Annotated in this window: 20 protein-coding genes and 3 pseudogenes; 12 read left to right on the top strand and 11 right to left on the bottom strand. The window is 68.3% G+C overall.

The window, feature by feature from the left end; genetic code table 11:
* Window positions 1-50 precede the first annotated feature (50 nt).
* A complete protein-coding gene (locus QFZ58_RS33490) occupies window positions 51-1082 on the top strand; it encodes a hypothetical protein (protein ID WP_307128604.1) in 1032 nt (343 codons plus the stop codon).
* Window positions 1083-1122: 40 nt separating this feature from the next.
* The gene (locus QFZ58_RS33485; RefSeq protein WP_307128603.1) at window positions 1123-2211 is read left to right on the top strand and encodes a tyrosine-type recombinase/integrase; all 1089 of its coding nucleotides are present in this window, start codon (window positions 1123-1125) and stop codon (window positions 2209-2211) included.
* Between the two features lie 52 nt (window positions 2212-2263).
* On the opposite strand, the pseudogene QFZ58_RS33480 reads toward QFZ58_RS33485, so the two are convergent.
* The 3 genes and pseudogenes from QFZ58_RS33480 to QFZ58_RS33470 all read right to left on the bottom strand — a co-directional run.
* Window positions 2264-2981 (bottom strand): annotated as a pseudogene (locus tag QFZ58_RS33480) (IS110 family transposase); the annotation flags it as partial.
* A 387-nt stretch (window positions 2982-3368) separates the two neighbouring features.
* Window positions 3369-3755, bottom strand: coding sequence for a hypothetical protein (locus tag QFZ58_RS33475; protein WP_307129108.1), 387 nt, complete (start codon window positions 3753-3755; stop codon window positions 3369-3371).
* A 116-nt stretch (window positions 3756-3871) separates the two neighbouring features.
* A pseudogene (locus tag QFZ58_RS33470) lies at window positions 3872-4466 on the bottom strand (ADP-ribosylglycohydrolase family protein); the annotation flags it as partial.
* Here QFZ58_RS33470 and QFZ58_RS33465 point away from each other — a divergent pair.
* The gene (locus tag QFZ58_RS33465; protein ID WP_307128602.1) at window positions 4465-4725 is read left to right on the top strand and encodes a Tn3 family transposase; all 261 of its coding nucleotides are present in this window, start codon (window positions 4465-4467) and stop codon (window positions 4723-4725) included. The pseudogene QFZ58_RS33470 and the gene QFZ58_RS33465 sit on opposite strands and share 2 nt — an antisense overlap.
* Before the next feature lie 203 nt (window positions 4726-4928).
* Here the strand turns inward: QFZ58_RS33465 and QFZ58_RS33460 are convergent, their stop codons facing one another.
* Complete coding sequence (locus QFZ58_RS33460; protein ID WP_373428688.1) at window positions 4929-5579, bottom strand: GntR family transcriptional regulator; 651 nt, start codon at window positions 5577-5579, stop codon at window positions 4929-4931.
* A gap of 117 nt (window positions 5580-5696) precedes the next feature.
* On the opposite strand from QFZ58_RS33460, the gene QFZ58_RS33455 reads away from it, so the two are divergent.
* From QFZ58_RS33455 to QFZ58_RS33430, 6 genes are all read left to right on the top strand, one after another.
* Window positions 5697-6347 carry an NAD(P)H-binding protein gene (locus QFZ58_RS33455; protein ID WP_307128600.1) on the top strand — a complete coding sequence of 217 codons (651 nt, stop codon included), beginning with the start codon at window positions 5697-5699 and terminating at the stop codon, window positions 6345-6347.
* A 40-nt stretch (window positions 6348-6387) separates the two neighbouring features.
* Window positions 6388-6789, top strand: coding sequence for a RidA family protein (locus QFZ58_RS33450; protein ID WP_307128599.1), 402 nt, complete (start codon window positions 6388-6390; stop codon window positions 6787-6789).
* On the top strand, window positions 6789-7223 hold the full coding sequence (locus QFZ58_RS33445) for an SRPBCC family protein (RefSeq protein ID WP_307128598.1): 435 nt from the start codon (window positions 6789-6791) through the stop codon (window positions 7221-7223). The genes QFZ58_RS33450 and QFZ58_RS33445 overlap by 1 nt, the downstream gene beginning before the upstream one ends.
* An 80-nt stretch (window positions 7224-7303) precedes the next feature.
* Window positions 7304-8413, top strand: a complete 1110-nt coding sequence (locus tag QFZ58_RS33440) for an NADH:flavin oxidoreductase/NADH oxidase (protein ID WP_307128597.1) — start codon at window positions 7304-7306, stop codon at window positions 8411-8413.
* 61 nt (window positions 8414-8474) lie between these two features.
* A protein-coding gene (locus QFZ58_RS33435; RefSeq protein WP_373428638.1) for an IS5 family transposase occupies window positions 8475-9283 on the top strand; the annotation gives its coding sequence in 2 pieces (ribosomal slippage) (window positions 8475-8823 and window positions 8823-9283; 810 coding nt in all).
* Window position 9284: 1 nt separating this feature from the next.
* Window positions 9285-9704 carry an SDR family oxidoreductase gene (locus tag QFZ58_RS33430; RefSeq protein ID WP_307128595.1) on the top strand — a complete coding sequence of 140 codons (420 nt, stop codon included), beginning with the start codon at window positions 9285-9287 and terminating at the stop codon, window positions 9702-9704.
* On the opposite strand, the pseudogene QFZ58_RS33425 reads toward QFZ58_RS33430, so the two are convergent.
* Together QFZ58_RS33425 and QFZ58_RS33420 are read right to left on the bottom strand one after the other, a co-directional pair.
* Window positions 9670-9858: pseudogene (locus tag QFZ58_RS33425) on the bottom strand (IS21 family transposase); the annotation flags it as partial. The gene QFZ58_RS33430 and the pseudogene QFZ58_RS33425 overlap by 35 nt on opposite strands.
* A 253-nt stretch (window positions 9859-10111) precedes the next feature.
* Window positions 10112-10795, bottom strand: coding sequence for a hypothetical protein (locus tag QFZ58_RS33420; RefSeq protein WP_373428637.1), 684 nt, complete (start codon window positions 10793-10795; stop codon window positions 10112-10114).
* A gap of 377 nt (window positions 10796-11172) precedes the next feature.
* On the opposite strand from QFZ58_RS33420, the gene uppS (QFZ58_RS33415) reads away from it, so the two are divergent.
* The 3 genes from uppS (QFZ58_RS33415) to QFZ58_RS33405 all read left to right on the top strand — a co-directional run bounded on the left by uppS (QFZ58_RS33415) (window position 11173) and on the right by QFZ58_RS33405 (window position 13803).
* Window positions 11173-12003: a polyprenyl diphosphate synthase gene (uppS, locus tag QFZ58_RS33415; RefSeq protein ID WP_307128593.1), complete on the top strand. Its 831-nt coding sequence runs from the start codon at window positions 11173-11175 to the stop codon at window positions 12001-12003.
* A 364-nt stretch (window positions 12004-12367) separates the two neighbouring features.
* On the top strand, window positions 12368-12982 hold the full coding sequence (locus tag QFZ58_RS33410) for an ABC transporter ATP-binding protein (RefSeq protein WP_307128592.1): 615 nt from the start codon (window positions 12368-12370) through the stop codon (window positions 12980-12982).
* Window positions 12979-13803: an ABC transporter permease gene (locus QFZ58_RS33405; RefSeq protein WP_307128591.1), complete on the top strand. Its 825-nt coding sequence runs from the start codon at window positions 12979-12981 to the stop codon at window positions 13801-13803. The genes QFZ58_RS33410 and QFZ58_RS33405 overlap by 4 nt, the downstream gene beginning before the upstream one ends.
* Before the next feature lie 50 nt (window positions 13804-13853).
* Here the strand turns inward: QFZ58_RS33405 and QFZ58_RS33400 are convergent, their stop codons facing one another.
* From QFZ58_RS33400 to QFZ58_RS33380, 5 genes are all read right to left on the bottom strand, one after another.
* Complete coding sequence (locus QFZ58_RS33400; protein ID WP_307128590.1) at window positions 13854-14705, bottom strand: squalene/phytoene synthase family protein; 852 nt, start codon at window positions 14703-14705, stop codon at window positions 13854-13856.
* A 273-nt stretch (window positions 14706-14978) separates the two neighbouring features.
* Window positions 14979-15704 carry a polyprenyl diphosphate synthase gene (uppS, locus tag QFZ58_RS33395; protein WP_307128589.1) on the bottom strand — a complete coding sequence of 242 codons (726 nt, stop codon included), beginning with the start codon at window positions 15702-15704 and terminating at the stop codon, window positions 14979-14981.
* Window positions 15705-15759: 55 nt separating this feature from the next.
* Window positions 15760-16857, bottom strand: a complete 1098-nt coding sequence (locus QFZ58_RS33390; protein WP_307128588.1) for a polyprenyl synthetase family protein — start codon at window positions 16855-16857, stop codon at window positions 15760-15762.
* Window positions 16858-17258: 401 nt separating this feature from the next.
* Window positions 17259-17738, bottom strand: coding sequence for a hypothetical protein (locus QFZ58_RS33385; RefSeq protein WP_307128587.1), 480 nt, complete (start codon window positions 17736-17738; stop codon window positions 17259-17261).
* A gap of 445 nt (window positions 17739-18183) precedes the next feature.
* Window positions 18184-19110 carry a hypothetical protein gene (locus tag QFZ58_RS33380; RefSeq protein WP_307128586.1) on the bottom strand — a complete coding sequence of 309 codons (927 nt, stop codon included), beginning with the start codon at window positions 19108-19110 and terminating at the stop codon, window positions 18184-18186.
* Window positions 19111-20046 lie beyond the last annotated feature (936 nt).

Here is a 20046-nt window from a genome sequence, read left to right as displayed (position 1 = left end):
ATCAAAATGCCCTGCAATCAGGTGAATCACCCGAAACGCCGGGAGAGGAGATGGCCAACCAGCCTGCCGAGCCGCTCGCGCCGCACCGCAGGCCTGGGAGCGACCGGCACCACGGCGCAGGGCCGCAGGCCGTGCTCGACTTCCCGCCGGTCCCCAACGGCATCGACTACCTGCTCACCGTCGTCACGGACCTGCTGCCGGACCTCGCCGGCAAACCGCCGCGCATCAAGTACGCCGTGCTTCACCTCCAGGCCGCCGCCGAAGTGCTCCTCAAGGCACGACTTTCCCGCGTTCACTGGAGCCTCGTCTTCAAGGACCCGGGCAAGGCCACTTCCACCAAGTACGCCGACGCCGATTTCGACAGCTGCACCACCGACGAGGCGGTGGTGCGTCTGCGCAACATCGCAGGCATCCAGATCAGCCAGAAGGAGGCCACCGCCCTCAAGGATCTCGCCAAGGACCGCAACGCGCTCCAGCACTATGGCCTGACGCACAACGCGAAAGCCGTCGAATCGCGTGCGGCCACCGTCCTGGACTTCCTCGTGCGCTTTATTGAGGAGCACCTGGCACCCGAGCTCTCCGAATCCGAGTCACTAGCCCAGCAGATGGGCACCGTCCGTGCCGCCCTCAAGCTGATCCAGTCGTTCGCCACCGAGCGGATGAACCGCCTGCGCGGCAACGAACTGAAGGACGCCGAAGGGCGCACTCTGCGCTGTCCGGACTGCCAGCAGCTCGCCGTACTCACCAAGGCCACTCCCTGCAGCTGCCTCTTCTGCGGCAGGAACTGGCCCGCATACGACCTCGCCGATTACTTGCGGGCCGGGAGGCACCCGGGCAGTCCGCTCGACGAGTGCCCGGGGTGTTACGCGCCGACCCTCACTGACGATGCTGAGTTCGCCGACGGCAAGGCCACCCTGTACTGCACCAACTGCGCCAGTCGATACGCCCCCGCCGAACTCGGCAACTGCGCGGCGTGCGGGTGCTACTGGCCCATCGACGACACCGAAGCCGGGCGAGAACTCGTGTGCGCCAACTGCGACAGGCGCATCCGCCAAGAAGAGGACGAGTGCTCCTGGATGTAGGCAACCCGGGTATCCCTCCCCCACCAGCGTGAGGAACTGCATGACGACTATCCCGGCCCGCGGACCACGGGCCACCCTCGCCACCTTCCGGCGCGACCCGCGCGACCTGTGGCCCGAGCACGCGCGGAAGCTGCACGACCACCTGGCCACCCTGTACGGCGAGGACGACCTGCTGCCCACTCTCGCGGCCTCCTGGATCGCCCACCAGCGGTCCGTGAATACACAGAAGGCGTACACACGCGGCTTCCGCATCTTCGAGGAATTCGCCCGGGAGTACGGCGCCCACCCGATGGCGGTGAAGTTCCCCCTGGCCGACACCTTCCGACTCCACCTGGAGCAGGCCGCCACCTGGGTGCGGGTCAAGGGCGGCCGGCGCGGTGAGATGACCCGCACCGGCAAGCCGTACAGCGACGCGTCCCAGGCCAACGCCCTGTCGGCGGCCTCCTCGTTCTTCGCGTTCCTGGACAAGGTCAGCGACGACGGAGTGAAAAACCCCTTCGGCGCGGTGCAGCGCCCCTACCTCGACCCGGACTACTCCCCCACCCCCGGTTACACCGAGGAGGAGTGGACACGGCTCGTAGTCACGGCCCGGGACCACCACCGCGTGGCCGCGTATCGGAAGCGGTCGTACGCGCTGCTGCTCATGCTCTACACCTGCTGCCTGCGCATCGACTCCCTGCTCAGCGCAAAGGTTGAGGATTTGAGCGAAGACCAGGGCCACCGGGTGCTACTGCTGGAGAAAATGAAGGGCGGCGGCCGGAAGAAGAAGCCCATCCCGCCGGTCGCCTGGCATGCGTTGCAGGACTACCTCGACGGCCGCCAGACAGGCTGGCTGTTCTGCACGGCCAGCGGCGGCCAGCTCGACGAACCCGCTGTCTGGCGGCTCCTCCAGGCGCTCGCCAAGCGCGCCGGGCTCCCCCTACGCGGCCCACACGGAGTCAAGGGCGACGCGGTGACCCACGCCTTGGCCAAGAAGGACGCCCGCCCGGACAAGGTCCAGTTCTGGGCCGACCACAAGGATTCACGTACCACCCAGCGCTACAACAAGCGCAAGGGGCGGCTCGACGACAGCCCCGGGTATGGCATCGGCGCCGACCTCGCCGGCGCGCTGGCCCCCGAGAGCACCTGACGAGCGGATCAGTTTCTTTTGCTGTCGGCGGCCGACCGGCTACGGCTGCGGTGTCGAGGGTGCCGGTGCCAGGAACGATCACGGTCTGCTCGTCCAGGGCGTCGAAGACGTCGTCGATCAGCCGTGCGGCCATGCGGGGGGCCTTGGGCCGGATCAGCTCGACGAGTCGGCGGCGGCCGGCTTTGCGCAGGGCGGCCGGGGAGCCGTGGCGTTCCAGGAGCCAGGTGACGGCCTGGTGGTCCAGGCGGGGGCCCAGGACGCGCTCCAGGCTGGGGTGGAACTGGGTGAGCAGGCCGCGTGTCCGGTTGCCGGTGCGGGTGGCCTCGGCGGCGAGGTCCTGGTCGAAGCCGGTCAGCACGGTCAGTTCGGCGGTGATCTCGTCGGTCAGTTCGAGCGAGCGCAGGGTGTGCGGCATGGTTCGCGCGGCGTCGGCGATGACGGCCGCGTCCTTTGCGTCGGTCTTGGCCTCGCCGGGGTAGAGGTCGGCGATCCGGCGCATCGCCAGGCCGGGCAGGTAGGCGACGCGGCAGCCGGCGTCGCGGGCGACGGCCATGGGCAGGGCACCGATGGAGGCGGACTGGTCTACGATCACCAGCACGGTGCCGAACTTCGCGGACAGTTTGTCGAACACGGCCCGCAGCTTCGGCTCGCTGTTGGGCAGCGGCTTGTCGAAGACCTTCTTCCCGGCCGGAGTCAGCCCGTGCCCGTGGTGGGCGGAACTTGCCGACGTCCAGGCCGAGGAACACGCCCACGACTTGGATCTCGAACATCGCACCCCTCCAGGGGTGTTGACGGTGTTGGCCTCGGCTCGGGTGTCGTGCTCGCGCATCCACGTAATGCAGGCCTGCCGCCCGCGAACCGTCCGGCATTGCGCCGGACCGGACGGTGGCCGGACCTCTGATCAGCGTCTCCGACGAACACCCCCGAACCCGGGTGACACCACCCCCCAGGTCATGTTTTCGACAGGGGGACACAGTCATGCCGGGCCCGGAGGCCAGCGGCCCCGTTGCAGGACCGCGAAAAACATAACGGGGGGGGGACGGCGGAGGCGCTGTGGTTCTTCGCCGGGAGGCGCCACGTGGGGCCGGAGGCGTCGTGGCGCTGGATGTGCTGGAGGACGAGGGTGATGGACTGGCCGGGGCACAGGCCTGCGAGGGTCATGTAGAGGGCGAGCCGTGCGCGTTCGGGGTGCGGGCCGCGGTAGCGGTCGGCGGCGGTGCGCAGCGCGTCGGTCTGGTGGGCGGTGAGCTGGTCGCGTTCGTGGGTCCGGCGAGCGCCCGGCGGGGAGGGAGGTTCCATCGGGCGGAGCCGAGGTCCTGCTCGCAGTGGGCGTAGAAGCTGCGGACAGCGGAGACTGCGCGGCCCCGGGACGCGGCGGCCATCGGGCTTCCGCCGAGGTTGGTCAGGCGCGTGGCCCAGTCCTGGATGTGCAGGTAAGCAGTGCCGCCGGCGGAGTCGGTGCGGATCAGGGTCCGGCGCCCGCGCCGGTACTTCTTCGGCAGCTGGGCCAGAGTCAGGCGCGCGGCGGTGATGTGGTCGGCCACCGTGTTCGATCCCGCGTTGCCAGGGCCCGACGGATCTCCCGGGCCTGCTGCGGACATCTCTGGACGCACTCGCTCCGCCCAGAGATGGAGCGATCTAACTTTACGGAACAGACGAGCTACCTCAGCCCCTCCGGGCCGCCAGGGCAAGGCGCCGCTCCGTCGGTTCGGTACGGAGACCAGCCCGTCCCATGGCGGTTTGCCGGGGTGTGCTGGTCCAGACCGTAGTACGCCCCCGCGAGGCCTCCGGTCACCGCGGCGACGGTGTCCGTGTCACCGCCTAGGTCGATCGCCGCGCGTATCGCGTCTTCGAAGCTGGTGGTGGTGCGCAGGGACCAGACGGCGGAGCCCAGGCACGGCCAGACGGCACCGTTGAACTCGGTCGCCTGATCGGGGTGCCAGTCGGGCGCGAGGACTGCGGCGTAGCGGCCACGGTGGTTGGGATGGACAAGAGCCAGGATGTCCGGGAGCGCGGTAAGGGGGTCGGTGTCCTCGAACGTGACACGGATGAGTTCGTGGAAGATCGCGGGTGCCTTCCCAGGCCGCGCGGTCACCGTGGGTGGGGCCAGCGATGCGGCGGGCCGCGTCCATGGCAGCTTCTTGGCCGGCAGGCGCGAAGTGGACCGCGGAGGTCGACGCCCGCATCAAAGAGCCGTTTCCCGCTGCTCGCTGGTTGACCTGGAAATGGATCGCGGCAGCGAGGCCCCAGGGCATGCTGCACCTGCTCCAGTCCGCACTCGTGCATGTCAACACCCTGCTGGTGCAGCAGGTCCTGGCCGAACCGGCCTGGGCCAAGAAGCTGAGCGACGAGGACCGGCGCGGCCTGACCGCGCTGTTCTGGTCCAACATCAACCCGTACGGCACCTTCCGACTGGACATGGCCAAGCGCCTCGGCCTGGGGCCTGTCGCTGACGTACCAGGGCCACGCACACCGGCGGACGCCGCTGACCGGTCCGGCGTGCGCCTGGCCTGACGCGGTCCTGCGCGGCGCGGGATCGCTTCGTCGGCGGCGCGGCCTGACGAAGCGGCGGACCGGTCGAGCGGTGCCGGCCGTATGCCGTGGCTACCTGTGACCGGCTGTCGTCGCACATGTCCATGGTTGCCGGGGCGGGCGATGACGAAGACGCACAGAATGCATCAACGCTGGGCGGCGCCCAGATGCCGGCGGACCAGTCCTCAGGCTGGGCTCGACGTACCTGTGACGACGTCCACGGCGTGGCGGCGGTGGGCGGCGAAGAGGGGGAGGGCGGCCTGGGAGTCGCGGGCGCGCAGGGCGGCGGCCAGTGCATGGTGCTCCTGGGGGATGCAGCCGAGGTAGCCCTCGGTGCTGAAGCCGATGCGGGTCAGCAGGAACAGGTGGACCTGACAGCGGATGGACTCCCAGGCCGCGGCGAGACGCTGGTGGCCGGTGGCGGCGAAGACGGCGTCGTGGAAGGCGATGTCCAGGCGGACCATGTCGTGCGGGTCCGTCGTGTGCTCCATCACGTCGGCCGCCTTCTCGATGGCGGCAAGGTCCTCCTCCAAGGCGTGGGCGATGACCTGCTGGACGGCGAGGTCCTCCAGCGCGCCGCGCAGACTGTCGAGCTCGGCGACATCCTCGGCGGACAGCGTGGTGACGACGGTGCCGCGGTGCCAGGCGCAGTGCACGAGCCCCTCGCGCTCCAGTACGCGCAGAGCCTCACGCACCGGGCCCCTGCTGACCTGCAGGACGCCTGAGAGTTCGACCTCGCGCAGCGGTGCCCCGGGGGCGTAGGCGCCGCTGAAGATCGCCTCCCGGATCCGGTCGGCGACCTCGTCGGCCAGTCCGCGACGGCGGGCGGGGGCCACCGCGTCTATGAGTTGCGTCTTCTCCATGTCGTAATGTTAACATTCCCGTGTTGTTGCAATGTCAACATTAGGACAACTGGAGGGCCGGTCATCCGGCCAGGAAAGAGGGGACTTCCCATGAAGGTGTTCCAGATCGGTGCCGCCGGAAGTGTCGGCAGGAGGCTCGCCGGCCTGCTGTCCGAGCGCGGCGACGAGGTGACCGGCATGCACCGCAGCCCGGACCAGGCCGACACGATCCGCGCGACCGGGGCGACGCCGGTCACCGGCGACCTGATCGCCGACTCCGTGGAAGAGCTCGCGGGCAAGCTCGCCGGGCACGACGCGGTGGTGTTCTCGGCCGGCGCCCACGGAACCGGCATGGACAAGACCACCCTCATCGACGGCAAAGGCCTTCAGAAGGCAGCCGACGCAGCTGCCGCCGCCGGGGTGACACGGTTCGTCCTGGTTTCGGTCTTCCCCGACGCGCTGCGCGGCGGCGAGGCCGGTGAGGGCTTCGAGCACTACATCAAGGTCAAGAAGAGCGCCGACGTGTACCTGGCGCGCACCGATCTCGACTGGCTGATCGTCCGCCCCGGCACCCTGCTGGACACTCCCGGCAGCGGCCGGGTCACCGCCGCGGCCGCCGTCGAGTACGGCGACGTGCACCGCGACGATGTCGCCGCGTTCATCGACGCCGCCCTGCACGAGCCGCGCCTGAGCCGCGTCATCGTCGAGCTGACCTCCGGCGACACCCCCGTCACGGACGCGGTCGCCCGCCTCGCCGCCTGATCCCGGCGCCCCCACCCCCCACCAGCGAAGGACCACCACCATGACTGCGATCGATTCCTACAGCCACGGCGTCTCGGGCGAGCGCGAGTTCGGCTTCGCCCAGGCCATCAAGGTCGAGCACACGATTTATGTCTCGGGCCAGCTCTCCCACGACGACGAGGGCAACTTCCTCCACCCGGGCAACTTCGAGGCCCAGAGCGCGCAGGTCTTCGCCAACTTCGAGAAGGTCCTCGCCCACTACGGCGCCACCCGCAACCAGGTCGTCTCCGAGACCCAGTACATCGTCGACCTGCCGAAGTACAACAACGCGATGGCGGCCGCCAACCTGGCCTACTTCGGCGACCACCGCCCCACCAGCAGCACCATCGGCGTAGCTCACCTGTTCTTCCCCGGCCAGCTCATCGAGACCAACTTCATCCTCGACACCCGTCTGCCCGCCTGATGGCCACCGCGTACTGGAGTTCCGTCTTCACCAGCTCCGCAGACGAGACCTGGGCGGTCGTCCGGCGGTTCAACGGCCTGCCCGACTGGCACCCGGCCATCCGGGCGAGCGAGATCATCGGGGGCGGCAACGGACTCACCCCCGGTGCGGTCCGCCTCCTCGCCGGGATGGACGGCAGCACCTACCAGGAACGGCTCGCGGGCTTGGACGAGGTCGACCGGAAGCTGACCTACGAAATCGTCGAGGCACCGCTGCCGGTGCGCGGCTACCGCTCGACGCTGCACGTCCAGCCCGTCGCCGACACCGGCGGCCCCTTCCTCAGCTGGCACGCCACCTTCGACCCGGCCGAGGGCACCACCGCCCAGGAAGCCACCGCGGTCCTGGAAGCGGCCTACGCCCCCGCCCTCGCGGGCCTCCACACGATCCTCGCCTGACACCGGACGGCAGCCGACCCGTCCCGATGCCATCGATCACCGATCACCGATCACCGATCACGGAAGAAGCACCCCCCCACATGAGTTCCCTGTTCACCCCCCTCACCCTGCGTTCCCTGTCGATACCCAACCGGGTGTGGATGTCACCGATGTGCATGTACTCCGCCGCCCCCGAGGGTCCGGACACCGGTGCGCCCACCGACTTCCACCTCACCCACCTGGCCTCCCGTGCCGCCGGTGGCACGGGCCTGGTGATGGCCGAGGCCACCGGCGTCCGGCCCGACGGGCGCATCAGCCCCTGGGACCTGGGCCTGTGGAACGACCGCCAGCAGGAGGCGTTCACCCGCATCACCTCGGCTATCAAGGCGCACGGTGCTGTCCCGGCCATCCAGCTCGCCCACGCCGGCCGCAAGGCGTCCGTCGACAAGCCCTGGCTGTCGGACCGCCACCTGAGCGAGTCCGAGGGCGGCTGGCAGCCCGTCGCCCCCAGCGCCATCGCCTACGACGGACTCGCTGTCCCTCACGAGCTGACCGTGGACGAGATCCAGCAGCTCGTACGCGACTTCGCGGACTCCGCGCGGCGCGCGCTGGCCGCCGGCTTCCAGGTGGCCGAGGTGCACGGAGCCCACGGCTACCTGATCAACTCCTTCCTCTCCCCGGCCTCCAACCACCGCACCGACGCCTACGGCGGCAGTTTCGAGAACCGCATCCGCTTCGCCCTGGAGGTCGTCGACGCGGTCCGCGCGGTGTGGCCCGAGGACCTGCCGGTGTTCTTCCGCACCTCGGCCACCGACTGGCTGACCGAGAACCCCGAGGACAAGCGCGAGGGCTGGACCGGGGAGGACACCGTCCGCCTCGCCAAGGAACTCCACGCCCACGGCGGCGACCTGCTGGACGTGTCCACCGGCGGCATGGTCCGCGACGCGAAGATCGTCGCCGGGCCGAACTACCAGGTGCCCTTCGCGGACCAGGCCCGCAACCAGGCCGGCATCCCCACCGCAGCCGTCGGCATCATCACCGAGCCGCAGCAGGCCGAGGACATCATCACAGGCGGGCAGGCCGACGCCGTCTTCCTCGGCCGCGAACTGCTCCGCAACCCCTACTGGGCCCAGCACGCCGCGCTCGCGCTCGGCGCCGAGCCGACCTGGCCCGACCAGTACGCCTACGTCGTCAAGCGCCGCAAGCGCTGACCTCCCCACCCCGTACAGCTAAGAAGCCATCTCATTTGGACGACTCGGTATTCTGTGCGCCATGGTGGGGATCGTTGAGCGGCTGGTGCCGGACGAGTTGTGGGAGTTGTTCCAGCGGGTGGTGCCTGAGGCGCCGTCGCGGCCGCAGGGCGGTGGTCGGCGTCGGCACGGCGACCGGGAAGTGCTGGCCGCGATCGTCTTCGTGGCCACGTCGGGTTGTACCTGGCAGCAGCTGCCTTCAGCGTCGTTCGGCCCGTCCGGAGCGACCGCCCACCGGCGCTTCTCGGAGTGGTCGAAGGCCAGGGTGTGGGCCAAGCTCCACCGCCTGGTCCTCGACGAACTCGGTGCCCGCGGCGAGCTGGACTGGTCGCGGTGCGCGATCGACTCGGTGAACATGCGGGCCCTGAAAAGGGGGACCTGACAGGTCCGAATCCTGTCGACCGGGGCAAGTACGGCTCGAAGATCCACCTGATCACGGAACGGTCGGGTCTGCCCATATCCGTCGGCATTTCCGGGGCGAACCTGCACGACAGCCAGGCCCTGATCCCGCTCGTGAAGGGCATCCCGCCAATCCGCTCGCGCCGCGGCCGACGACGGCGCAAGCCCGGCAAACTCCACGCCGACAAGGGCTACGACTACCCCCACCTGCGGCGATGGTTACGCGAACGCGGCATCGCCCACCGCATCGCCCGCAAGGGAGTCGAGTCCTCGCAACGGCTGGGCCGCCACCGCTGGACCGTGGAACGCACCATGGCCTGGCTCGCCGGCTGCCGCCGCCTCCACCGACGCTACGAACGCAAGGCCGACCACTTCCTCGCCTTCACCAGCATCGCCTGCACCCTCATCTGCTACCGAAGGCTCACCAAATGAGATGACTTCTAAAGCCTCTGCGCGCTGTCCTCACCACGGAAGGCGCGCTGAACCACCGCACCGGGAGATCCCCACGAACCACCTGAAGGACAAGGTCGTCATCATCACCGGCGCCTCCTCCGGCATCGGCGCCGTCAGCGCCAAGGCCCTCGCCGCCCGCGGCGCCAAGATCGTCGCCGCCGCCCGCGGCCAGGAAGACCTCGACCAACTGGTCACCGACATCGAGAAGACCGGCGGCACCGCAGCTGCCCGGCTCACCGACGTCACCGACGCCGCCGACATGCAGGCACTGGCCGACTTCGCCATCGACACCTACGGGCGTATCGACGTCCTCGTCAACAACGCCGGCCTAATGCTCTTCTCGTACTGGAAGGACCTCGCGCTCGACGACTGGAACCGGATGCTCGACGCGACCGCCTAGGAGGCGCCGCCGACCCCGGCGCCGAGAGGTACTTGCGGACCGTCTTGCAGTCCAAGCCGGTCTCCCGGGAGATCTCCGACAGGCTCATCGCCCCGGACTCCAGCAGGCCACGAAAGCGCCGGAGCTCCAGCCAACGCTGCGGATCCAAGACCACTGCCAGCCCCTTCCACCGCCCGAATCGACCAAGCAGCAGAGTGCCGAGCTCCAAGTCTCACCGCATCAGCAACTGTCCCTTTTCATTCGTACGAGGCTGGGGACGTTCACGTGTACGCCGACATTGGGCGACTTACCAAACACCCCAGACGGGATAAAACGCTCTTTCACTTAGCTTGTTCTTTATCTTCCGGTGCCGACACGCTCATGAAGAAATCAATATGAGGGCAGGGAGCACCGCACGGTTCGGTGGATCAGTAGCGGTGGCCGGGCCAGTGAGGGTCCTCCCAACGATCGTCGCCGGTGAGGCCGAGCAACCGTATTCGGTGGAGCAGTTCCCCTGATACGCCGTGGGCCCGGAGCCGGGCAGGGGCATTGCGGACCAGCCAGGCGGTCAGCTCGGTGCGTGTCCCTTCCTCGTTCTCCCAAGAGTGCCAGGGGAGTTGGCCTCCGAGCAGGTCGTACTCCCACTTTGCTGCCGCCTCGGCCAAGTGGTCGTCGGCCGGGCGGTCAGTCACATTTTCCCATGTGGTGAGCCACGGGGTAAGCGTGGCAGATGCCTCGGCGATCAATGTCAGGACCTCGTACGCGGGTACTACGGGATCGGAATCGGCGAGCGTGTCGGCCCACCAGGCGTGTAGGAAGTCCCTGACTGCTTCGGCTTGCACCGTGGGCCACTGCTGCCAATGACCGCGAGCAAACGAGCGGCCGGCTTCCTCCAAGGCGAAGAGCGGCTCGACGGAGCCTTTGACGAGGGCCGTGGCGAACTGGGGCAGGACCCGGCGTAGTACAGATGCGTGGTCGCTCCAGTCGGGGGCCTGCCAGGTGCGGCGTAGGAGGTCAAGGTCCAGCTCCGTATCCGGAACCTTGAGCTGCGCGAGTTCTTCGGCGCTGCCCCAGTGGCACTCGCAGTTGTGCTCGTCGGGGTGGGCCGTCATCCCGCCGAAGGCAACGGCCAGGCCGTCAAGCGCGGTAGAGAGGCGAAGTCGTGCGGGGGGCCGGTCGGGGTTCATCATGGCGTCCGCATTCAGGGACTCCGGGAGCTTCTGCCATCCGAAGATCGCTAACTTACCCGGGTGGTTCTCAGGCCGCCATCGACATGATGCATCCAGAATTCCGCCGACGCTTGTGATCGCCCCGGGACGATCACAAGGTTGGCGGGAGTGCCTGTGCGCGCCGGCATTCTGGGCTCGAACGGCGTCTCGAACGACATCACCCACCTGGTGATTCACCGGACGTATCGCAGCGCGTGTACGGTCGTTGACAGGGAGTACCGGGCGGCACAGGCGCCGCAAGGCAGGCCGGAGGCCGGCCAATGACGAGGAGCCGATCCATGACGAGCGCATGTCCTCAAGACCACGGGGCTCGAGCCGCCTCCGCGGCTGGTAGCGCAGGCGTCGAGGTGCTCGCCGTCAGGCCGAGTCCGGTCGATGTACTCGCGATCGCCGGTCCGCCGCTTCGCCACCTGGCGGTAATTCCCGACGGGAATCGGCGCTGGGCCAAACTGAGAGGGCTGCCGAGTCCGGCAGGCCATCGAAGGGGTTGCGAGCGAACGTTGGAGTTGCTCGACCATTGCCGTACGGACACGGACATCGAGATTGTCACCTTCTGGACGACGTCCATCGAGAACCTTCACCGGCCTCCTGAGGAGGTAGCCGCAGGGCTGGCCGTGATCGCGGCCTTCGTGGAACATATCGCAGCCCTGGCGCAGTGGCGGATCGGTCTGCTCGGCAACCTGGAGCTGGTGCCGGGAGACATCGCTGCGCGGCTTCGGGACTGTGTCCACCGCAGCAGAGCGGTGCAGGGGCCCATGGTGAACTTCGCAATCGCTTATGGCGGGCAGGACGAGATCACCCGTGCGGTGCGTAGCCTGCTGGACGCGCGCGAAGCCGACGGTAGTGGCCCGGCGGGCCGGAGACCGGTCGAAGCCGCCGACTTGGCCTGCCATCTCGACACAGCCGGCCAACCCGACCCGGACCTGGTGATCCGCACGTCGGGGGAGACCCGAATGTCAGGATTCATGCCCTGGCAGACTCTCCATTCGGAGCTCTACTTCACCCCCCTTCTGTGGCCCGACTTCGACGTATCTGCCTGGGAGGAAGCGATCGAGGACTACCGGGGGCGCCAGCAGCGCAGGGGACTGTGAGTGAGAGCCTGCGCCGCGGGCGAGGCGGTCCTGGGGCCCCAGCCTCAGAATGTAGGTTCTGGGCTGCGGGTATCTTCCCTCGGCTCTGCAGCCCCAGGCTGGGCCACGCCCTGCCCCCTGCAGAGGCATCACCTGCCCCAGCAGGCCCACTACACGGGAATACCGGCAAGTCACCACCGCCGGGCACGTCACCTGGACCGCCCGGTGTCGTTGGTCATCACGTCGGCCGCTCTGCGCGCCGCAAGGGGACATGAACTGCGACTGAGCGGTGGGGACACAAATGGTGCACGCGACCGATCACCGGGCCGGCACGTTGCCGAAGCACGGCTCGACCACGCCATCGAACCGCCGCCCCATCCTCCGTATGCGCGGCATCCACAAGAGCTACCGGGAGCGTCCCGTCCTGCGCGGGGTGTCGCTGGACCTGTACCCGGGCCAGATGGTGGGTGTGGTGGGCGAGAACGGTGCGGGCAAGAGCACTCTGCTGCGGATCCTGACCGGCGACCTGCTCGCCGATCGCGGCGTGGTGGAGTGCCAAGGACTGGTGGGAAGCTGTCCGCAGGACGCGGTACTGCACGGGGCTTTCACAGTCGAGCAGCATCTGCAGTTCTTCCAGAGGGCCTACGGCCTGGACCATGTGGACCGCGCCTTCGAGCTGCTCGAGCAGCTGAACTGCAATGGCTACCGGAACCAGCGTCTGGAGACGCTCAGCGGCGGCACCCGGCAAAAGCTCAATCTTGTGCTGGCCCTGATGCACGATCCGCAGGTGCTGCTCCTGGACGAGCCGTACCAAGGCTTCGACTGGGAGACGTATCTGCGGTTCTGGGACCTGGCCCGAGAGTTGAGCAGCCGCAGGTGCGCGCTGCTCATCGTCTCCCACCTCGCCTACGACGCTTCTCGCCTGGATGCCCTGTACCGACTGGACGCAGGTGAGCTGTGCAGGGTGGACCAGCCCGGCGCCGAAGGGTGGGCGTCATGAACCGGCGCGGGAATTGCTTCCGCACGGCGTTGCTGTTCGCGCTCATCGAGCAGGCTCGCAACCGGCTGGCGCTGCTCATCGTGCTGCTGTTCGTCCCGCTGTGGACGACGCTGGCCTTCGAGGTGGTCGCCCGGATCCCGTTGCGCTTTCATGTGCGGTCGGCGGGCCGCTGGCTGGTCATGGACGCCAACATTCTGACGCAGGTCACCGGGGCACTGCAGGCGCTGTCCCTGGTCGTCGCCTTCATGATGTTCATCGCCACGGCCCGCTCCGCGCCCTTCGACCGCAGACTCGTGCAGGCCGGATATCCGCCATCGAGCCTGATGGCGGCGAAGTGCGTGGCACTGGTTCTGGTGGCGGCAGTGGTCGCCCTCTACGCCACGGCTTGGACCCACCTGCTGTGGCACCCAGAACAGCCTGTGGTGTTCGCCGCGGGAATGTTCGCTGGCGCGCTGGTCTACGGCGGTTTCGGCATCGTGCTGGCGGCCGTGCTGCGCAGCGAGCTCGCCGGCATGTTCTTGGCCATCATGACCAGTTCCACCGATCTGCTGCTGCAGAACCCGATGATCAACCCGGATGCCGACAGCCCCATCATCCGCTACCTGCCGGCCCACGGAGCCGTGCAGACCTCCGTGGCGGCCGGCAGTCTTCACACGGTTCCTTGGAGTTCTCTGCTCCTCGGCGCAGGCTGGGCTCTGGGCATGGCAGCGGTGGGCATGACCACCTTTGTGGTGCGCACCCGCGCCCAGCGCACGCGGGGCACGGAAACGCTGTACAAGAAGACCGATTCCTCTGTCGTCCCAGCTTCCCCGACGCCGTAGAGGCAGCGCGGCGGTCGTGTCCGGTCACTGGCGGCTCGTGATGTGGGTGCCTACCTGCTGGCTCTCGGGGCGCTGACATTCGCGGGCCGCTCTTGGGCCAGCACTCGCAGGCAGGCCATCGGATCGACTCGTGGCGGGCGGCGCGTGACGACGGTTCCCAAGGCTGTGATGGTGTCAAGACGGTGATGGTGCAGACGTAGCACGCACCGCATCAAGGGCCGATGACTGTCCGCGATCTCATCGACGATCCGACCGGCCTCACGAAGAGTGGCGTGCGCGGCCTCAGCCGTTTCCGCGATCAACGCCCTCACCTCTGGGGTGTCCCGGCCGTGCTCGAGGTCGCACCGCGTCACACCGTGCCGACGAAGGTCGTCGACCGGCAGGTAAAGGCGCCCGCCCCGCAGATCCTCCGCAAGATCGGCAAGGAAGTCGGTGCGCTGGCACCCGTCGGCGAACAGCCGGCACGACTCGGCGAACCTCTCCTTCTCACCGTCGGGTTGCACCAGACCGGTGGTGAGCATAACGAACGGCCAGGTGAGCTGATCGATGTACGACTGGTAGTCGGCCTCGTTGGTGAAACCCGGAAAGTCCAGGTCGATGCGGGTGCCCGTCAGGTAGGAGTCAATCCACCGCCGCGGCAGGCTGCACACCCCGGAGGTGTGCAGAAATGCGCGCAGCAACGGATGCTCCGCACGGCCGGTTTCCAAACCGGCTCGCACCTGAGTCGTCCAGAGATCGAACCGTCGTGACCGCTCCTGCGCCGAACCGCCCTGGTCGCACACGTCATCGGTGAAGGAGGCGAACGCGAAACCGGCGAGCAGATGCGGCTGAAACTCCGCCGGTGACAGGACCCGCACGGCTCCGTAAGCCGTCAGATCCGTACGCATCAGGAACCGCGTCACGTGACCGTAGTCGGCCCGCAGCCGGTGCCCGACGACTCCTGCCTCGTCCAGACAACGCCGCCAAGATCGCACAGTTTCCCCACTCACATGTAAGAGGTACTCGCAGGTCGCAACCCACGCACGGCAAGCAAGAACCGTCACTCGCCCAGACTTCAGCGAACGGTGCATACCCGGAGGTCGCCGTTCTCGACGGGCCACCCACCGAGCCTGGGCTGGGCACGCCGACGGGGACTGCATGGCGGAAGACAGCGGCTCACAGCTCCCGGGACCCGGTCAGCTGCCCATACGTCGCTCACTGCCGTGGAAGGAGTCCAGCGCGCGGGTGAAGTCGCTCTTGGCGAAGTCAGGCCAGCGCGGGTCGGCGACGTACAGGTGGCTGTAGATGCTCTGCCAGGGCATGAAGCCGCACAGGCGGGTCTGACCGGCGGTGCGGATCATCAGGTCACAGTCAGGCTGTCCCGCGGTGTCGAGATGCCGCTCGATGTCCTGGGCGCTCACGGGCCCCGCGCTGGCTGCGGAAACGCGCAGGGCGTCGACCGCCCGCATAAGTTCGGCGCGTCCGCTGTAGCCGACGGCGAAGTTGACGACCGGGCCTGCCACGTCCGCCGTGGAGGCCACGAAAGCTCGCAGTGTCTCGGCCAGGGAAGGGGTGAGCAGGTCCACGTCGCCCAGCAGGTTCAGCCGCCATCGCCCGGTAGCGGCGGCCTGACCGATCACGGCGGCAGTGACGCGATCGACCCCTTCCACTTCTCCCGCAGGCCGGCGGGCGAGGTTCTCGGCCGACGACAGCCCGATACTGACCACCTCGATCCCGGGGTGCTGGCCGCACCACTCAAGGAACTCGATACAACGTTCGCCCCCGCGACGGTGCCCCTCGAACACCGGCGCACCGCGCTCACGGGCCCAGCGACGGTTGCCGTCCGGGACCAGGGCGACATGACGCAGCACGGGGCGCTGCTGCGGCAAGGGGGCGAAAGCGGTGTCGGCGAGGGAAGTCATGCAGATCATCCTTTTGAGGAAGAGGTCGCTACGGTGTCGGCGCAGCCCACGATGCTCATGCGCCGTCCCAGGAGGCGACCTGTGGAATGGCCAGATCGGTCAGCCGGGCCAGGATGCTCTTCGCATCCGAATGGAACGGCGCGTGCTCGAGGATGTTCATCGCCTGCCTGCGACGGTCCAAAATCATCTCCTTGACGTCCCGTATCGCCCCGGTAGCGGCGATGATCGCGCGTGCCTCGGCGAGCTGCTCCGCGTCCAGACCTCGGTCTCCCACCAGCCGCCGCAGCCGTGCCGCCGAAGCCCTGTCACAACGGGCAGCGGCCAGCGCCAGGACGACGGTGTGCTTGCCCTCGCGGACATCCGTTCCGCTTTCCGTGCCCCCGTCCGCCAGCTCCAGCACATCCTCCAGGTCGTCCAGAAGCTGAAACGCCTCACCCAGCGGTCGCGCGTAGGCCGAACACGCCTCCAGCGCGGCGCTGTCGGCACCCGCCAGAGCAGCGCCGAGCTGCATCGGACGCTCCACGGTGTACTTCGTGGTCTTGAAATGGATCACCTGCATGGCCTCGGCCACCGAGCCGAAACCCTCGCCGCTCGCGCACAGGTCCAGGTACTGCCCCACCACCAGCTCACTGCGCATCGCGTCAAGCGCCACACGGGCCGGCCCGATCGCCGAAGCATCGCCCAGCAGCTCGGCCGACCACGCCTCGCACAGATCACCGAGCAGGACCGCCGCACTCTCCCCGAACCACGGCTCACGACGCCGAGAGCCGATCGCACCGAACTGCAGCTGCGCTGTGGGACGGTGATGCCGCACTTCCGATCGGTCGATCACGTCGTCGTGCAGGAGCGCGAAGGTATGGAACAACTCCACACCGGCAGCGGCCCTCAACACCCCGGCCGTCAGCGGCGCACCGCGCACGGCATACCAGCCGGTACACAGGTAGAGCGGGCGCACACGTTTGCCGCCGGCACCGAGGAAGTCACGCAAGACCTCCAGCGGATCGGTGAGATGTGCACCGTACGGGCCACGCTCCTTGGCGTCGAGGAAGCGTTCGAGAACCTCGTCGACCGCCCGCCGAACCCCCCTGAGGTCGTAAGCCTCGGGGAGCGCGGCCGCGGGCCGGGGAACGATGCGGTGAGGCGCGGGCGTCATGGACCGTGTAAGTGGCGCAGAGCCTGACGGCGTGCGGCCAATTCCTGTCATGCCCCACTAACGACCATCGGTCACCGACGTTCCGCCGGCCCGACCAACGAGCTCAGCTTGTTCGAGACCATCCACAAACGAATGCCCGGAGTTCGATTTCATCTGTTCGCCCGTGTATCAGAAGATCCTTGAGGCGTCGGGAACTGATGCAGGTTTCGCACCGGCTTCCTGTCTCCCGTCGCGGCGATGACCAGCTGGTACCAGGTTTGCCCGAGGTGGTGGCGAAGGGCGTACGGGACCGGTCGCACGCCCCGCCGCCCTCATGACGAGAACACTGAAGACCTCCATACGGCTGAATCCGGCTTCCTCGGCCACGCGACACAGGTCGACGGCGCTGGAGACGAACCAGGTCAGGGCGGCTCGTGACACGCATTTGGCCAGGCTGGGCAGGATTGGTTTCGGCCGCCGAGGCCGCCTTCGCGCGGTCCGCCGCCGTGCAGACCGTGCCACCGACGCGCCTGCACCGTGTCCACCATGGCGAGGTCCGACGTCGGGGTGTTCAAGGCGTGCGGACCTCTGCTTGGGTACGACGCAGCCTCCAGACCCTTGAGGGTCAGGTGCCGCAGCGACTCTCCCGTCTCGGTGGATCCGCCGGTCTCGAACAGGCCGTGCTTGCGCAGGTCGGACAGCGCCCCGGTGTGCGAGGCGGTGGGGGCCTGCTTCCGCTTCGATGGGGTCGGCTTGTCGGTGTGCCGGTAACTCAGGTGCGGGGCTGAGATCTGCTGGATCTGTTCGACCGTCGCAACCTTCAGTACTCCGAGCATGCGCAGCACGTCACCGCGCAGGTTGTTCGACGACCTCGCCGGGTTCTCCTCACGCTTCCCCGCCATCAGCTGCGCTCCTTCCCCGTCGTCTGGCGCGCGCGGCCACCTGCCGAGCGCCGGCCGCGCTCGGCCGCAGAGGGCACCCGGCTCCCGGACCCGATGATCTCCTCCTCTACGGACATCTCTTCTGGACACAACCTGGACAAGCCCCTTGCCGGGCGCGCCTGCGGGACAGGGATCGGAGGACCGCGGGGTGGGGCGCGAGCGCCCGTGGGCACCCACGGGCGTGGCGACGGCCCGCCCGCCGGCCCCCACTGCCGCGGACAGCATGCCTCCTCGTCGTTCTTCGCGTTGGTGGTGAGCGGCTCACCTCCGCTCGCGCGGAGAGCGCCCTTTCCGACCTGGCCCCCATCAACCTTCAGTGGCGGGGGTCAGGGTGCGCCCATCACGTCCCGAGACCGCGCCATGTGGTCTGGCGGCGTGATGGGGCGGGATACCTGGTGGGGCAAGGTCACGGTGTTCCGTTGGCGCCGCTCGCGCAGGGACTGCCCGCGCCGAACGTTCCGCCCGTTCCCCCGGTCCCACCGTGGAAGAGCGTGCCCCCCGTGGCGTTGCCGCCGGCGCCGCCGATCCCGCAGGTGCCATCAACGCTGGCACCCGACTTCACACCACCGTTGCCGCCGGTGCCGCCGTTGCCACCCGAGTTGGTCATCCCTCCAGAACTCGCACCACCGGCCCCACCGATGCCCGCGGCACCACCGGGGTAAGCCCCGCCGGAGCTGCCATTGCCGCCCTTTCCGGCGTTACCGCCCTTACCTCCGTTGCCGGAGGCGTTGGTGCCGCCGGCGCCGCCGTTGCCGCCCGTGCCGCCGCCGTGGCCGATGCCGCCGTCGCCGGCGTTGCCGCCCGCACCACCGGTCGATCCACCGACGCCACCCAGGCCGCCCTGGCCGCCGGCTCCGGCGCTGGCACCGGAGTTCCCACCGGCACCTCCGATGCCGCCCGCACTGGCGTTGGTGCCCGCACCACCTGCACCGCCCGCGCCACCCGCGCCGTTGAGTCCGCCGGTGGCACCGGTGCCACCGTTACCGCCCGCCGCGCCACCGGTGGCACCGGTGCCACCGGTGGCACCCGCACCGCCGGATCCGCTGCCCACGCCGATCCCGCCGTTGCCGCCCGCACCGCCGACCCCGTTGGCGAAGCCGTTGCCGCCGGGGCCGCCAGCACCGCCCGCACAGTTGCCCGTTCCAGTCGCAGCACCACCCGCGCTGCCGGGGAAGCCCGCGGGGTGGGCGGCGGTGCCGTTGGCACCCGCAACGCCCGCAGTGCCCGCGGTACAGGCCAGGGCAGAGGCCCCGGCAGGGGTGCCGAAGAAGAGCGCCGCGCCGGCGAAGAGGGTCGGGAGGGCGAGGAGAGCGGTGGTCTGGTTCCTGTTCACAGTGTTCCTCTGGCTCAGGTGAAGCAAGGGTCGATCCGGGGCGCGAAATCAGGTTGGTACGGCACCTGAAAATAGTAATTTCCCTCGAACATTTTTCCGCGCCGCATGCTGTGCGACAGTCCGAGAATTACGTGCCGCTTCCATACGACACGCATATCCAGATATTCGTAATGGAACAAGGCGCGCGATTTCCGTCAACAATCACCCGACAGGACAGTACGCCATCCACAGGAGAAGAAATCCCCTCGCAATTATGTTTAGCCCATACTCGCCAATGGGACCGGCCAATATTGGCGCGAACTCGCCATTTTTGAAATTTCTAGCTCCTGTAGGCTCTGCACTGCGGGTTATGGACACCCGCAATCGAAGGGCACTCGGGATCCTCCGCCACTCAGGACCTGTTCAAGGCGCGTCGCGCAGAGGCCGGGGCAGGTAAGACGAGGCGAGACGGCACATTTCCTCGACGGCACGCCTTCCCCTGGCGCGCACTGAAGTGGCCGAATACACGGAGATCCCGGCATATGCGGCCCCCATCTTTGACGGGAAAGCATACTCCTCATAGATCCCAGACACAGTTACCTCAAAAATACCGGGAACAGGGCCGACCCGCCGGCACCAGCAGCAAAAACCTGAAGCAGGAACAGGACGAGATACCGGACAGATCGATGCTGTGACCCTGGAGACTGAGGCTGAACTCGTGGTGTGTCGTTGGGGGTGTCGGCAGGCCGGTAGCTGCGGTATCACCGGAGTCACGCGGTATCCACAAGGTGGCGGGCTGACCGCCGAACAACAGCAGTTCCGCGAGGAGTTGCGGCTGCCAAGGCTCTACGCGGCGCGGTCGCGCCGATTCCGCACTGATGGGCCCACGTCGCGCCAGACTGGCCATATGACACACAAGGCTTCGGCGTAGTCGCGTGCTGTCCGGTTCACGCGGAT

Source organism: Streptomyces sp. B1I3 (assembly GCF_030816615.1).
Classification (GTDB): Bacteria; Actinomycetota; Actinomycetes; order Streptomycetales; family Streptomycetaceae; genus Streptomyces.
The sequence above is the reverse complement of the archived record's forward strand: the minus strand, read 5'-3'. Positions and strand labels throughout refer to the sequence as shown.